At 58.7% G+C, this 14,981-nt stretch carries 10 protein-coding genes; 2 read left to right on the plus strand and 8 right to left on the minus strand.

From position 1 onward, the window contains the following. Positions 1-109: 109 nt before the first annotated feature. A complete protein-coding gene (locus tag Q3C01_RS40015; RefSeq protein WP_458150836.1) occupies positions 110-523 on the minus strand; it encodes a YybH family protein in 414 nt (137 codons plus the stop codon). A 531-nt stretch (positions 524-1,054) separates the two neighbouring features. Here Q3C01_RS40015 and Q3C01_RS40020 point away from each other — a divergent pair. Continuing rightward, positions 1,055-2,104 (plus strand): serine hydrolase domain-containing protein, encoded by a 1,050-nt coding sequence (locus Q3C01_RS40020; RefSeq protein WP_458150837.1) that lies wholly within the window; start codon positions 1,055-1,057, stop codon positions 2,102-2,104. Between the two features lie 513 nt (positions 2,105-2,617). Here Q3C01_RS40020 and Q3C01_RS40025 read toward each other — a convergent pair. The 7 genes from Q3C01_RS40025 to Q3C01_RS40055 form a co-directional block, all read right to left on the minus strand. Then, the gene (locus tag Q3C01_RS40025) at positions 2,618-3,577 is read right to left on the minus strand and encodes a hypothetical protein (protein WP_458150838.1); all 960 of its coding nucleotides are present in this window, start codon (positions 3,575-3,577) and stop codon (positions 2,618-2,620) included. Positions 3,578-4,681: 1,104 nt separating this feature from the next. After that, complete coding sequence (locus Q3C01_RS40030; protein WP_458150839.1) at positions 4,682-5,899, minus strand: HlyD family secretion protein; 1,218 nt, start codon at positions 5,897-5,899, stop codon at positions 4,682-4,684. 13 nt (positions 5,900-5,912) lie between these two features. Continuing rightward, complete coding sequence (locus Q3C01_RS40035) at positions 5,913-7,448, minus strand: MFS transporter (protein WP_458150840.1); 1,536 nt, start codon at positions 7,446-7,448, stop codon at positions 5,913-5,915. A 1,035-nt stretch (positions 7,449-8,483) separates the two neighbouring features. Further along, entirely contained in the window at positions 8,484-9,176 is a 693-nt protein-coding gene (locus tag Q3C01_RS40040; RefSeq protein WP_458150841.1) for a response regulator transcription factor, read from the minus strand. 21 nt (positions 9,177-9,197) lie between these two features. Next, positions 9,198-9,578 (minus strand): response regulator, encoded by a 381-nt coding sequence (locus Q3C01_RS40045; protein WP_458150842.1) that lies wholly within the window; start codon positions 9,576-9,578, stop codon positions 9,198-9,200. Continuing rightward, entirely contained in the window at positions 9,575-10,222 is a 648-nt protein-coding gene (locus tag Q3C01_RS40050; protein ID WP_458150843.1) for a response regulator transcription factor, read from the minus strand. Before Q3C01_RS40050 ends, Q3C01_RS40045 begins: the two co-directional genes overlap by 4 nt. After that, a complete protein-coding gene (locus tag Q3C01_RS40055) occupies positions 10,219-13,017 on the minus strand; it encodes an MASE1 domain-containing protein (protein ID WP_458150844.1) in 2,799 nt (932 codons plus the stop codon). The genes Q3C01_RS40050 and Q3C01_RS40055 overlap by 4 nt, the downstream gene beginning before the upstream one ends. Before the next feature lie 899 nt (positions 13,018-13,916). Between Q3C01_RS40055 and Q3C01_RS40060 the strand changes: the two genes are divergently transcribed. Next, entirely contained in the window at positions 13,917-14,924 is a 1,008-nt protein-coding gene (locus Q3C01_RS40060) for a helix-turn-helix domain-containing protein (RefSeq protein ID WP_458150845.1), read from the plus strand. Positions 14,925-14,981 lie beyond the last annotated feature (57 nt).

A 14,981-nucleotide genomic window follows, 5' to 3' on the forward strand; every position in this document is an offset into this window, starting at 1 on the left:
GACACATGACTTGCACCCGACCGCAAGCCGAACGCCAGATTCTTCTTGCAACGCGGGCGTCGTCCACACATGACCCACAGCCGACGTGCCGGCTGACTAGCCGGCGGAATCAATCCTTAGCGGGCTCCGAGTGATGTTCGTGCGTAATGCACCAGCTGCCGTCGACTTTGCGTAATCCCACAGTGAGCCTGAAGAGAAAACCGTCCTTGTCCGCGGGGTTGCTAGACGAATTGAATCCACACCACATGATGGCCACCGCAAAGGCGACCTCCGCGCCCGCTGTGATGGCGAGTTCCCGGAAGTCAAAGGCTGTGCCGGGTTTGTGGTAGCGAAAAAACAGGTCCCACGTCTGGGCGTACGCTTCGACGCCTCTGCATTGAAGTGGCGGCGGCAGATCGAACATCACCATTTCTTGATCATGATGCGCGAGAATCGCGGGAAGATCGTGACGACGGACAGCGTCGGCCCAGCCCTCAAGCAGAGCTTTGATCGGGGCTTCTTCGGCGTTGGCGTGTTCAGGCATAGCTTAGTCTCCCTGTTGCGATCCCAGGACGCATGGAGGGCAGACTATCCGACATCGTCTGTGAGAAAATCTTCTTCACCTTTGAGGCTTGGCGGAAGTTCAGAAGCGCTTTTCCTGTCAGTTGCAAGCTTTGACCCATCCGCTGAGAACTCAACGGCATGGGAACACAACGGAATGAGCGCCGTCGAAATCGAAGGCGGCATATACTTCCACGGCGTTCGTCTGTTGATGTCGCCTGCTGGCCCTTCGCGTCATTCGCTGCGTCTGCTCAAACGCGGTCGCTATTGGGACCGAAGCGGACATCGATTGGTAGTGAGCACTGCCCGGCTCAGTCGCGAATGACCCCATTTGAGACACTGGGCCTAGCCCGACAGCAGCCAGCATGCTTTGTTTGAGGCTAGTATGATCTGGTGCTTTGTGTTCGGGCCACGGAAAGCGAGGCGCCAAATGATCCTGTCGCGACGCACGGTCCTCGCCGGAATGGCCGCGACCTTGAGCAGCAGGTTTGCGTGCGGGACGGAAGCGGCCGCCTTGGGTGACATCCTCAGCTCCTTTGACGGCGAATTGAAGAGACGCGGCGTTCCCTCCATCAGCCTGGCGCTGGTCGAGGATGGAGGTATCAGTCTCATTCAACGCGGTCTGCGTCGTATATCGAGCGGCGAGGCGGTCGACTCAAGGACGCGCTATCAGGCGGCCTCAATGTCGAAAACGATTGCCGCTCTCACGGCGTTGGTTTTATCGATTCAAGGTGAAGTGTTGCTTGACGCAGATGTCACACAGTACCTCAAGCGCTGGCTACTCCCCGCGCTTCCCGTCGGATCGTCCAGGCCTGTAACGCTGCGTCGCCTTTTTGGGATGACCGCCGGCTGCAACGTCCCGGGATATGCCGGGTACGCCGTAGACGCGATGTTGCCGTCGGATGTTGCGATCTTATCGGGTCTGCCGCCTTCAAATTCGCCTGCAGTGGCGATCGTTAAGCCTCCCGGGGTCGTGCAGGCCTACTCTGGCGGAGGCTGTCAGATTGGCCAATTGGCGCTCGAAGATGCCACCGGACGATCTTTCAGTAGCCTTGTCGAAGAGGCAGTACTGCGTCCTCTCGCGATGGACCTGTCTGGCTTCTGGCAACCGCCGGCAGCGTCACAGAACGCCGAACTCGCCCGCGCACACGATGGCAGCGGGCGCGAGATCGATGGCGGGGGGCACGTATATCCAGAACTTGCAGCTGCTGGTTTGTGGTCGACGCCATCGGATTTAGCAAAGCTAATCGTGGCAATGGCCAAGGCCGCGCAAGGGGACCGTGGTACGCCCTTTGCTGAACACGGCCTTGACGAAATGCTGACCAGTGTCGACGGCCTTGGTTATGGGCTGGGTGTTGCGCTCGCGGGCTCGGGCCGCGATCTCGTCGCGATGAAGCGCGGCAACAATCTCGGTTTCCGCGGTGGTTTGGTTGCTTGTCCGGGTCGCGCACAGGGCGCGATAGTGATGACCAATGGTGACGATGGCGAATCAATCGTTGATGCTGTGCTCGACGCTCTGGCTGAGCGATACAGATGGCCTGTGCGAGCTCCGTGGCCCGAGTGAAAACCTTATCTGTACGGGAAGCTTCTCGGGAACCGGTTGGTGACCCGGGCTAGACGATACGCCTGCACCGATTTCGATCAATCTGCTAAAGAAGCGGGCGAAAGGCATTTGATATTTTCTTTTGGGTTCGGCTTTTATGTCCGCTATGGGCCGCCGATTGCGTCATTGCGGTGTCGCATGAACTAGGTCACTATAGGAGCCAAGCGGACGTAGTCTTCAGTCAAATGACGCTGCGGGGTTTATAGGTACACGGCCTAACAGCAGCGGTATTCGCTGCCGCGTTTGCGAAACTGGAGCACCCTCCCCCAGCCTGATGGACGCGGAGGCGCTGGAAGCAAAGCGCCTGCAGCCGCCAAGCTTTCGATACGCAACATCGCAGCCGAACTCGCAAGGCTAGGTCACCTCAACGAGAACGGCGTGAGATTCTCTCCTTCGTCGGTGAAATCGATGCTCTCGTAAGCGCGCCGGGATACCTAGGACATGGAGGCTTGGACAAAGTCACTCCTGCTAGATCTAATTGCGGAAACCGAAGATTTGTGAGAACGACGGGGCCTGGGCATTTTGCACAGCCTGTGCTTGGGCGTCTTGTGCGGGTGGGACCTGTACCCGTGCAGTTGGCTCCCGCTGGATCTTTTTTTGCGGATTTTGCACGGCCCGTATCTCTGCCCGTGCATGATGGACGGGCCGGACGTGTTGGTGCGTTTGCTTGGACCGAAGCGGTACTCGGGCATTTTCCGCAACCTGAGCCGGTGCATCTTGAACGGGCTGTGCCTGCGTATCTTGCTCGGCCGCCCAAGCTTGGTATTGCCTAAACAGGGCTTCAGCTGGCAGCTCACTATTTTCCGTCCGCCTCTGACCGGCGGGTTCAGAGACGGCAGCAATTTCGTCGCGGGTCGGCGCGTCCTTTGCGGTCGGCGGCAAAGTCTGAGCGTCACCGGTAGATTGAATCCTTGGCGTGCTAGGCTGAGTCTGACCGGCGGGTTCAGCGGCGGCAGCACTTTCGTCGCGGGTCGGCGCGTCCTTTGCAGTCGGCGGCAAAGTCTGAGCGTCACCGGTAGATTGAATCCTTGGCGTGCTAGGCTGAGTCTGACCGGCGGGTTCAGAGGCGTCAGCAATTTCGTCGCGGGTCGGCGCGTCCTTTGCGGTCGGCGGCAACGTCTGAGCGTCACCGGTAGATTGAATTGTTGATATCGACCGGGCGGTGCCAGGCTGAAGCGCCGATTTGTCGACCAGCGAAGCCGTAGCTTTCGCAATGGAATCCGTGACGTCCGCAAAGAGCGTCACTGGATTCCCCACCGATAGAATCGCGATACCGATCGCTGTCGCCGTTGCAACCAAACCACACGTCTTAAGAACTCGCGACGAGATAACAGCTGCTCTGTCCCGCGCTTTCCCGATACCCTGCTGCTCCGGTTCATCGGCGAGAAAGATAGGTAAAGGATAGTCCGGATCAAAACTGTCTTTGGTCGGCATTGGGCGAGGTCTCCTCTTAAGGTTCTTGTCGACCAAGTACCCTGCTATCGAGGTGCAAAAAGCGGAGAAATCTTGATTTCACTTGGGCTGGGGAACCGCACAATTCGCCGGTCGGTGCCCTCAGCAGCCTTTTGGGAACTCACCGCTCACACTCTGAGAAGCTGACTCCGCACACTGACGCGGCCGTTTGCGCCAACGGGATACGCAATAACGGCTGTTGCGATTGCTTTTCGGCGGATGTTGCGCATGCGCTTGGGGGGCAGAAGCGGACATCAAGGGGGCCCGCGGCCCCGCCGAATCCGTCGAGAATGACCCACAACGGACTCCGGCCACCTGCGCGAGAAACTAGGCGGGTATGGGCGCTCTGCGGTCGGAGCAGTCTAGGGCGCGCCTAAATAGAGGGCCGTACCAGCGTTTTCATGTATCGTCCGATTTAACCGGCGGAGATAAGAACGTGCGATATGCTTTGGTCATCGCGATGTTGTTTGGGTCGACGCTGCTTGCTGAGGCAGAGCCTATCGATCGTGACAAGTGGATCGCGCAAACTGGAAGAGCGAGCAAATCCTGCCTCGCTAAATTTCGGCACAAATTCGGGGAAGACAACGGACACCAATACTCAAACTGTATGACAGATCAAACTAACAAAGCGATCGATGACTGCGTTGGTAGTAGTGAGTTTTCTAACTGTGTTTTGGAGAAATCATTGAGGGTATTGGAAGTCTGCGACCTATCGAGCTGCTGAAAGTCACGTTTCACGTTGCCTTACCTAATACCGTGAGGAGGCTTGAGAGGCGATTGAAAAACATCGGGCTGTCGCCTATTGGCCGCACGGAGGCTGACTTCGAGACGTGGCGTGGCCAGCGTGACTGGACCGCGTGGAAGGGCCGGATGCACCACGCTGTGTCGGCAGCGGAAGCGCTAGCCGGGTGGCGGCTAGCTTCTGCCACGCTACTTGGAATCTCGTGCGGGCGAGGGCGAAACGATGTCGAGCTGCCCGACATCCGGAACCCCAGGACCTGGCCACATTCCATCGTCGGCGCTGTCGATTTTTTACTCAGGCTTCATCGCCGAATCACGCTCGCCACGATAGGGATGCGAGGCAGTTCATCTACCGAGACGCTTGGTTCTATTGGCTGTGGTCGCAGCGGCCAGGGATTCTGCGATGGGTCGGCCCGCATCGAACGTCCGATGGGAGCCGACAACGTCTTGCAGGCCTGTCTCGACCGTAGCTTCAACCGAGAGGCCGACCCGAAGGAGCCGCGCAAGTGGCTGATTCGGAGACAGCTTGATATGGACCGGCAAGCGTTGGACGATCTTCGTGAAATTGCCGGTGGCGTTGTCGGACTTGATCGCCGCGAAAGTCGTCCCGGTGGCTGCAGGCACGCCGAGCACCGTACCATCGAGATCGATGTTATAGGCATCGACGTGGATGCGGGCATGCTGCCCCGGCTGGACGTGTTTCAACTGGACTTCGCGGTAGTTCGCTTCGACATAGACGTCGGCGAGCGGCACGACCGCCATCAATCCGGCGCCTGGACTGACGTAGTTTCCGACCTGCACGGCGCGCTGGCCGACCATGCCGTCGACTGGTGCACGAATCTGCGTGTAAGAAAGATTGAGTTGCGCCTGCGTCAGCTGGGCTTCGTCGGCCTTGATCGTGGCCATGGCCGCATCTTCTTCTGCCTTGGCGATCGTGAGTTGCGCCCGCGCGGCCTCCAGCGCGGCCTTAGCGCCGTTGGCTAATGCTTCGCCCGTCAATAGGGAAGTGTCAGCCTGCTGTTGCATCTTCACAGTGCCAGCGCCCGTGGAGGCGAGCTGATTGTAGCGATTGGCATCCTTCTCTGCAAAGCTGAGCTGCGCCAGTGCCATTGCCAGCTGCGCTTCGGCCTGGGCGATCAACGCCGTTTGACGGCTGATATTGGCGGCGGCATTTGCAGCCGCAGCGCGGTCGCGCAGTAGCGTTGCCTGAGCTGTGTCCAGGGCGGCACGAAAATCGCGATCGTCAAGTTGAACGAGGAGATCGCCGGCCTTGACCATTTGATTGTTATCGACAGCCACCGAGGTGATCTGACCAGCAACGCGCGACGCGATTGTCGCATAGTGTACACGTACATAGGCATCATTTGTCCAGACATCGGACGTAGGCATATAGATGCGCCAAAGCACAGTGGCGGCGCTTGCTGCGATGGCGCCACCTGCCAGAAGCCAAGGCCAGCGGGTTCGCCGTTTCTTCGCGGGAAGCTCTTCTACCTTATTGGGCGGGGTAGGAGCGCCCGTCGGCGTGGTCTCACCGCGTCGGACATTGTCGGAAGGAAGGAGCAAGATCATAGCCTCCTTATTTCTTGGCAAACAGAACACGTGGCGGATAAGTGCGCTCGGGGAGGATCACCACGAGCGTTATAAAGGCGACGATGAGGGCAGCCATGACGAGATAGACGTCGGCTGTCGTGAGCACGTGCACCTGCTGCGCCACGGCCTCGGCGAAGCGTTCAAGGCTTCCCGTAGCACTTGGGGTTCCGTTCGGCAGGAGCGGTGCCGGATCTCGTGACAAGAGCCCGTGGGCCTCCATGGTCCGGAAACGATTGAGACCGATCTGATCGACAAGCCGCTCGGAATGTAGGGCGCCACGCCAACGCTCGATGAGCTCGATAAGCCAGATTCCCACCGGCTCGGCCAGGGCGCGGGTCGTGTTGATCAATGCCGAAGCGAGGGGGCCCTCGCCGTGGGAACGCACCGTATTCGTTGCCATCATCAGCAATGGCATGACGATCATCGGCTGGCCAATCATCTGGAGTACCTGCCAGACATAGAACTGATCGCGATGCCAGCTGACGTCGACGGATGAGGCGCCAACACAGGCGATCAACATCAGCGCTAGGCCGAGAAGCGTTATCGCCCGCGCATCCACGTTCCGGTGGTCGAGCAAGAACGCCGTTGCCGGCAGCATCACAAACTGGCCGAGCGCAACGACAAGTGTGATCAGATGAGCCTGGACTGGTCTGTAGGCTTGCACATTTATCAGGAACTTCGTTGGGATTAGTGTCGAAGAGGCGCTGAGCACTACGAAGACAAAAAGCGCAAGCGCTGCATATGCAAAATTGCGTCGCAGCAGCATCTGCAGCTTGAGGAGCGGTAGTGGATGGAACCACTCGTTGACGAGGAGCAACGGGATGGCGATGCTACTGACTAGTGCGAGGTCACAGATGAGCGGAGAGTTAAACCAATCCAGCCGATCGCCCTGCATCAACATTGTGGTGAAAGCGCCAAAGCTCAGGATGATCAGCAGCGCGCCACGCCAATCGAAGAGCTTGAGCCGGTCGTATTCGGGTTCGCCGGGGTCCATGCCGTACCAGACCAGCACAGCCGCTAAAGCGCCCAAAGGGAGTGCCGCCAGGAAGGCGAATTGCCAGTCGCCGATGACGTCCGTCCAGAGCGCGGCGAGCGAGGCACTGAAAGGCGATGTGAACGTCGCTGTCAGCCCGTACACGGCCAAGCCATAGAGCCGGATTGGTGGCGGCAGGACCATCAGCGCCGTTGTCATGAGAAGCGGGATTGTGAGGCCGCCGGCGAAACCTTGGATCACGCGCAAAATTAGGACCGACTGCAGGTTGAGCGCCGATGGGATCAGAATGGTCGATGCCGCGACGACAGCGACGACGCAGAGCGTGAACCTACGAAGCGTGAACGTCACCGCGCACCAGGGAGCGAAAGCCATCCCAATGGCAAGTCCTGCGCTGTAGAGGCTTTCGATCCAAGTGCCGGCATCGTAATCGATTCCAAGAGAGCCTCGAATATCGACGAGCGCGGTTGACGTAACCGTATCGTTGAACTCGACGCTCATTGCAGCGATCAGCACGCCGAGTAAGCCCAAGAGTGGCCTCATACTCATGGTAGCTTCCGCACCTTTAGTTGTCCCGGCGGCCATGAAGGTTATGGCTGTCGCCGCCGTTGCGTTCGATCACTTGACGACCTTCCGTTTAGTCTCCGAGCCCTGTTGAATCCGGCATGCGAATGGACTCGTAGTCACCACGGGGCTCGGTGAGTGAGTACGAGCGGTTCCGGTACGATCCGACGCAGCGCGTCGGGCCGGTGCGATATTGGATGATGAAGCGACTCTTTGCCGGCCGAGTTGATGTTCGCGCGCCATTTCGGGTCTGGGCCGCTCATGTAGTGCAGCTCGGGCCGGTAACTGTCGCATACACCCAGAACCAGGTTGTGAACGACGCTGACGAGGTCGAAGATCGCCTCAGCCGCCTTGTGAGCAAAACCTGACATTGCAAACGAGCGCGCAGAAGCCGGTGCGAGCGTGCGTGGACTGACGATGCTCTACCAGGTCATCTTTCTTCTCCGTCCGGTTGGATGTGGGCACCGTGATGATCTAGCGGATCAGAGCTTCGGCTGCGCCAGAACGATTGCGGCACCTGAAGAGCGATTGCTGCTAACGCATCCGCTTCGGCCCATCGCTGCGGGGCTGCCGGCCGCGCCGTTCATGTCGGCTATTCAGCCAGAAGTGGAATGAAATGCCTTGCGCCGAGCAATCCTGCGATCTCGTCGAATTGAGTGCCGACTGCGCGCTGTGACCGGGCCACAACAAATTATAAGATAAAGCTCAAGACTCTATTTGAAAGCGTCAGCGCTATTGCCCCTTCAATGATCCGCGCCAGTGCAAGGGCGGCGCAGCGCCACTTCACGTTACCGGCGCGGGTGTGATTGACGAGGTTTGCGGCAGCAGCAATCGATCCGCAGCTTTGGCAATCACTCTGAAGCAGCGGCCATAAGTGAGCTATTGGCTCCGCCACCGCCCTGCGCAGATTCTCATGCGCCACACCTCCATCACAAGGCGCGACGAGCGCTCTGCTTGCGGCTAGCCGTCTGCCGTCAGTCTCTCACCAACCTTCTTCCTAGCTCAAGGCGGCCTGGAGTGATCGGGTTTGGTCAAGGCGCCCCGCACTTCGCGCAGATCATCGGGCAATGATTCCCACGAGCGGATCAGCTCGCCAATCGAGGCAACTTGCATTTTTCGCATTACGTTACCGCGATGAAGTTTGACTGTATTTTCGCTGATGCCGAACTCGTAAGCGATCTGCTTGTTGAGGCGGCCCTGAGCTACCGCCGAAAAGACCGCGCGCTCGCGCGGCGTTAGTGTCGCCAGTCGCTCGATTGCGCGGTTAACAGCGCCGGCCTTTGCCCTTTGCGTGACGTCCTGCCCGATTGCGGCTATGACAGCGTCGAGCAACGTCTGATCTCGGACCGGCTTGGTGAGAAAGTCCACCGCACCACACTTCATGGCTTGCACTGTCATGGGGATGTCGCCATGGCCGGTCAAGAAGATGATCGGCTTGGGATTTCCATCGACCGCTAGTTGATGTTGCAGGTCCAGGCCGCTGGCGCCTGGCATTCGCACATCAAGAATGAGGCAACCGGGTCGGTCCGGCACACCAGCATCGAGTAGCTCTCGGGTCGAAGCAAAGCATGCTGACTGCATGCCCGCTGAAAGTATCAGTTCGCGGAGAGACTCGCGTACGCTGAGATCGTCATCAACAATGACCACGAGCGGCTGGTCTTCGTCCACCTGAGAGTTGACGTGAATCTCCTGCATGATCCTTCCCCCATTTTTAGTTCATTCCATTTTCCTTGCATGTAAAGCCGCGGCGACAGCCGACAGCAAGTCCATCCAATCAAGAGGTTTACGGAAAAAACCGTTGATGTCTTTCGCGCTCGCCCGTTGTTGATCACCGATCTCGTGACGGCCAGTCATCAGGAACACCGGTAGTTCCGGCGAGGTCTTCTTTACTAAATCATGAAGCTCAAAACCATCCATGCATGGCATACCGATGTCGGTGACAAGGCAGTCGATGTCAGACAATCCTGCGTTGATCAGAGCTTTGGCTGACGAGAATGTGCGAACACCATACTCAGCCGACTCCAACAGCTCCCTCAGAGATTCCAGAACCCGCGGATCGTCATCGACAACCGCTATCGTGGGCTTTCCTCCAATCACGGATCAATTTCTCCTGCACGTCGAGAATGAGTGATCGGAATTTGAAGCTTTTCGGCTATTCGCACGAGATCTGCGAGCGAAGCCGCCGCCATCTTTTGCATTACATTCCGCCGATGGATTTGGAGCGTTACCTCACTGATTCCCAACTCTGCAGCGGCCTGTTTGTTGAGGAGCCCGCTTACTACCAGGGGTAACACGTCCCTCTCTCTTGGTGTCAGTGTAGAATAATGCTCCCGAAGTGCGGACATCTCGGCGCGTTCCAGGCGCGCCTTCCGGTCTTGAGCCAATCCACTTCTGACAGCCGTTATCAGGTCATTCTCCGCGAACGGCTTAGTTAGAAAGTCAACTGCGCCGCGTTTGATGGCGCTTACAGACGACGGGATGTCACCGTACCCCGTAATGAAAATGATCGGCGGATGATGGTCGTTGGCGATCTGCTTCTGCAAATCAAGGCCATTGATGTCTGGCAGCTCGACGTCGAGAATAAGACACGCGGGCAAGTCGGGTTTATCGGCCCGGACATACTCACCGGCCGAACCATAGGCCGTGGCGCCGATTCCATGCGAATCCAGCAACTCGACTAGTGCCTCGCGGATCCGCACGTCGTCATCGACGATGAAGACAACATATTCATTGATGTTCATTTGGCCGCATTCACTTCAACCGGTAGCGTGAAGATAAACCTCGCTCCATGAGGCTCGTTTTTTTCTGCCCACAGCCGTCCACCATGACCCTCTACGATTGAACGGCAGATCGCCAAACCCATGCCCATCCCTTGCTCTTTCGTCGTGAAGAATGGCTCGAATATCCTGTCGGGGAATTCGATGCCCATACCAAAATCGCTGATTTCAGTCTGCACCGAATTTCCATTTCGGTGCAGACGCATGCCAAGAATGCGACCGTCCGGCGTCGAGTCCATCGCATCGAAGCCGTTTCGGATGAGATTGATCAGCACCTGCTGTATTTGGACCCGATCGAACGCGACAGGCGGAAGATTGCCTTCCACGTCGATCTTCATCTGAACGCGGCGTCGCGTCGCTTCCTCCGCCATGAGGCCGTGGGCTTCGGCAATCGCGCCGCAGAGCGGCGCGCTGTCTCTCGGCTCCACAGATTGCCTGAACAGCGCACGAATGCGGCTGACGACATCCGCTGCCGAGTTGGCGTCCCGGATGATGCGATCGACCGTGATCTTCGCGCGCTCGACATTCGACGGATCGGCAGATAGCCAACGTTGACAGGCGTGTGAGTTGGCGACGATCGCTGCCAGCGGTTGGTTCACCTCATGCGCGATCGAAGCAGAAAGTTCGGCAAGACTTGCAGCCTGAGTGGCCTTGGCGAGTTTGATTGATGTGTCGCGGAGCGCCTCTTCGGCTTGTTGTGCGCGCACCTCATCGTCAACGTCAATGGAGACGACATACCATTGCACGATCGTTCCGCCCGCATCACGCACGGGCTCCGCACGGGTATCAACCCAGCGATATGCGCCGTCGACACGACGCATGCGATATTTCATGGAGAAGGGCTCGTCGCTAGCGAGAGAGTGGCGGATCGCCTCAAGTAGGCCGACCGAGTCATCGGGATGGACAAAACCATCGACGGTCGGCGAAAGTCGGCTTGTGCTGGGCGCGCCGATCTCCGTCAAGCCCATGCCTATGAAGTCTGTGAACCGCTTGTTGAAGAAGATTGGCTCGCCTTCGGGCGTCAGACGTCTGATAAAAATTGGAACCATATTTACCAACTGCGAGAGTTCCTGTTCCCGCTCGCGCAACGCCGCTTCCGCACGCTTGCGTTCGGTCAAATCGAGGATGTAGGCGACGCCTTGCCGGGACTGCCCCTCGAAGCAGGCAGCCCCGATCAGCACAGGCACCCGGCTGCCATCCTTCCTAAAAAACTCTTTTTCGCGGGCTTGCATCATGCCCGTCCTCTTGAGTTCCTCAGCCTCGTAACGGGCATGCACCTCTTGCCATTCCGGAGGCGTCATATCGAACCATCGAAGCCCGGCCTGCAAATCCTCGCGTTCGTACTGGACCATGCGGAGAAACGCGTCATTGGCGTCGATGAGCAGTCCGTCCAGGTCCCAGATAACAATCCCTATAATATCTGAATCGACCAATCGCCGAATTTTGGCTTCTCGCTCCTCGATGTCGCTGTAAAGGCGCATCTGATCCTCTATGTCGTGACAGAGGCCGAACCACTGGACGATGCGTCCGCTGTCGTCTCGCATCGGCTCGGCGCGGCCCGACATCCACCGGTAAATGCCGTCAGCGCGGCGCAGCCGATATCGCATGGCGAAGCTTTCGCCAGTGAGAAGGCTATGATGGAGGGTCTCTTTGAACTGCGACGCGTCGTCCGGATGGACTGTCTCAACAACGGCCTGCAGTCGGCTCATGCCCGGCCTGTCGGTGTCCGCAACCTCCATGCCAAGGAAATCGACCATTCGCTTGTTAAAGAATACTGGCTCGCCGTCAGGGCTCAGTCGCCAAACCTGGCTCGGAACCATGTTCACGAGCTGCGAAAGCTCACGTTCGCTTTCGCTCAACGTGAACAGTGCTCGCTGGTGTTGCCGGGATATCGCGGCCACGATCAGAGCCGATAGTGCCGAGACTCCCAGGAACAGATGTAGCATGATCTGCTTCTGCCGCTGGGTCTCGGCATCGCCGATAAACTGACTAGCGCCGAATATTGTGAACGCCGCCGTGATCAAGGCGAGGAGGCTCAATGTGATGGCTGCGCCTTTAAACTCAAAGCGCACCGCAGCCCAAAGAAGGGGTGGCATGATGATGTAAGCGAAAGGCAAGTAGCCGCTCAAGGAAAGTGCGGCGACACCGAGAAAGATAAGCCCCAGGACACCAGCTTCGATCCACCGCGCGGCCGAGAGGTGGCCCTTGCTGCGCCAATTCTGGGATAACACCAAAACGACCGGCGCTACGATTAAGATGCCGGTAGCATCTCCGATCCACCAGAGAGGCCATGCTGTCGTGAGTGATTGCGATTGTATACCGAACCACACCAGCGTCGCACTGCCCACCGTCGCACCGACCACCGGTGCAATTCCGGCACCCAAGACGACGAATGCGAGAGTTTCCTGTAAGGTTTCCAGCCGAATTGGGCGCCCGCAGTATCGGTTGATAAGCCATGCGCCGGTTACCGCTTCAAGGGCGTTGGCGACGTATAACAGGACGGCCACAAGCAGTGGACTGCCGAACCAAAAGAAATTGCCAAACAGTTCCGCCAAACACCCTCCCAGGATCCACCAAGGCCAACTATGTCTGGAGGCGAGAACGAGCGTAGCAAGGAAAAGTCCGCCTGGTGGCCAAATGGAAATTCCTGTTCCGGGTACTATGGCGAGCGACTGTGCGAATCCGCAGCCCAACACGTAGGCCGCGATAAAAATTCCTAAATGCGAAAATTGAGGACGGTGTGACCAGACGCGTATCATCGGCTACTCCTGACAAAGGACGCGTGGCTGACCATCAGCATTAGTCTGGTACCTCATGCTCGCGGGCCTCAGCGATCGTGGCGCTTGGTCTTGATCGCAGGATGGGCTGATTTTTCTCCAACGAAGCGCGGCTGGCATCCTATGGAATCCATGTATGACCTCCCTCGTACGCGTTTCGAGGCTCCCGGGCGATAAGACTGGATGGATTATCGCTTGAATTTGAAACGACTGTCAGTGGCTCCCGACCGGGCAGTTGGCCCGCGACTAGATGCCGCCGGCATCGATCTTGCGCCCGTCGCGCCGGGGGCGCTCGTCTGTCGCACCGGCGGCCACACCCCCGGGCACAGCGCGGTTTGGCCTTGCGTTGGGCGGCGATCGGCTGACATTCGCCGGGTGTTGCAGCAAACGACGCATGCGACGCAACCACTTCAATCCGGGCACTCTCGCCGAACGCATCGGCCATCCGCCGGACGAGATTTTCGCGGCGCCCCACGCCTCCTACGCTATCCCACAGGTAATAGGTCGATGATCGAACCGGGCTTCTGCCCCGCCCCCGATCTTCGCCTTCCGGCGCAACATGCCTGTCGCGGTGCCACGCGCCCGGGCCGATGCCGACTATCGACGAGAACACACCCGCGTGAAGTGGCTTTTATTGGCAAAGCGGCCGATATCGCGATGTCGGACAGTGGCAAGCCCCAAACCGTCAGTAACTGCTTGGCCGTTTTGACGCGCTGGCGGAGTAGCCATTGGTACGTACCCTACTATCCCTAGGTTGAGGTTGAACTACCTGCTGAACTAGTCAGATTCGGCAGCCTGTACGATACCGCCAGGTGCCGTTTGCGCCCATAGTTGCTTACGTGAGGCAGCAACCTTGAACCTTCCTGAAGCGAGCTTCTGGCATGAGCAGACCGATCAACCACCAATGTTCACAAGACCCCGCGGTGGTGCCCGACACGCAGGAGAACAATTTTCAGATTGCCGAGTGCCCCCACGCCGATGCGGAAATGACCCGCGTGCTCAAGACGGCGCCACTCCGCATGGCTTCAGACCCATCCAGCGGCGTGATCACCTTCTGGAGACATGACCCCCTGCACGACGTGGTCCGGCCCATGGCCGACCACGTCATCATGACGTTCCCCGCCGAGCCAGTGCGGTTCGAGCGCCGCGACGGTAAAGCGTACGTGCACGGAATGACCCGTCCCGGGACCGTGACGGTCATTCCGGCCGGTTCAACCTCACGATGGGACATCTACCAGCCTTTAAGCGTCCTCCAGCTCTATCTCCCGCAGACAACGCTCAATCGCGTTGCCCACGAAGCCGGCACAACCGCCCCCGGCGAGCTTGTGGAGCGAACTGCGCATCCCGACCTCATTACATCCCGATTGCTGCTGAGCGCGGCCGACGCGCTGGACGGCTGCGCGGCGTTGGATACGCTATTCAGACACCAATTGACGGATCTTCTGGCGACGCGCCTGCTCGCGGCGCACGCCGGCCCACCTGCAACATTCCGACCGGTCATGGGCGGGCTGTCGCCCAAGGCGCTGAGGCGCGCCATCGAACGTCTGCGTTCGGACAGCGATGCGGACATATCGCTTGCCGCGCTGGCTACGGATGCAGGCCTTTCGCGCTTCCACTTCTGCCGCGCCTTCAAGGAAAGCACCGGACTGTCGCCGCATGCCTGGCTGCGCCAACACCATCTCGAGCAGGCCATGAACATGCTGCGTGACACCGACGATGCAATCGTGTCGATCGCAGCCGCTCTTGGCTATTCCTCTCAGACCGCCTTCGCCGCGGCATTCAGGAAGCTGACCGGCGAGAGCCCGAGCGATTGGCGGCGACGCACGAGGTACACATCTTCTCCGCCGACTGGCTTAGCGAGCGGCAAATGCCATCTCGTGACGAGGTAAACGCTGATGGCATGATCGACTGGGGCAGCCGCGACGGGAAGCGACAATGTTTTCGAC

The sequence above is a fragment of the Bradyrhizobium sp. UFLA05-109 genome (genome assembly GCF_054185165.1).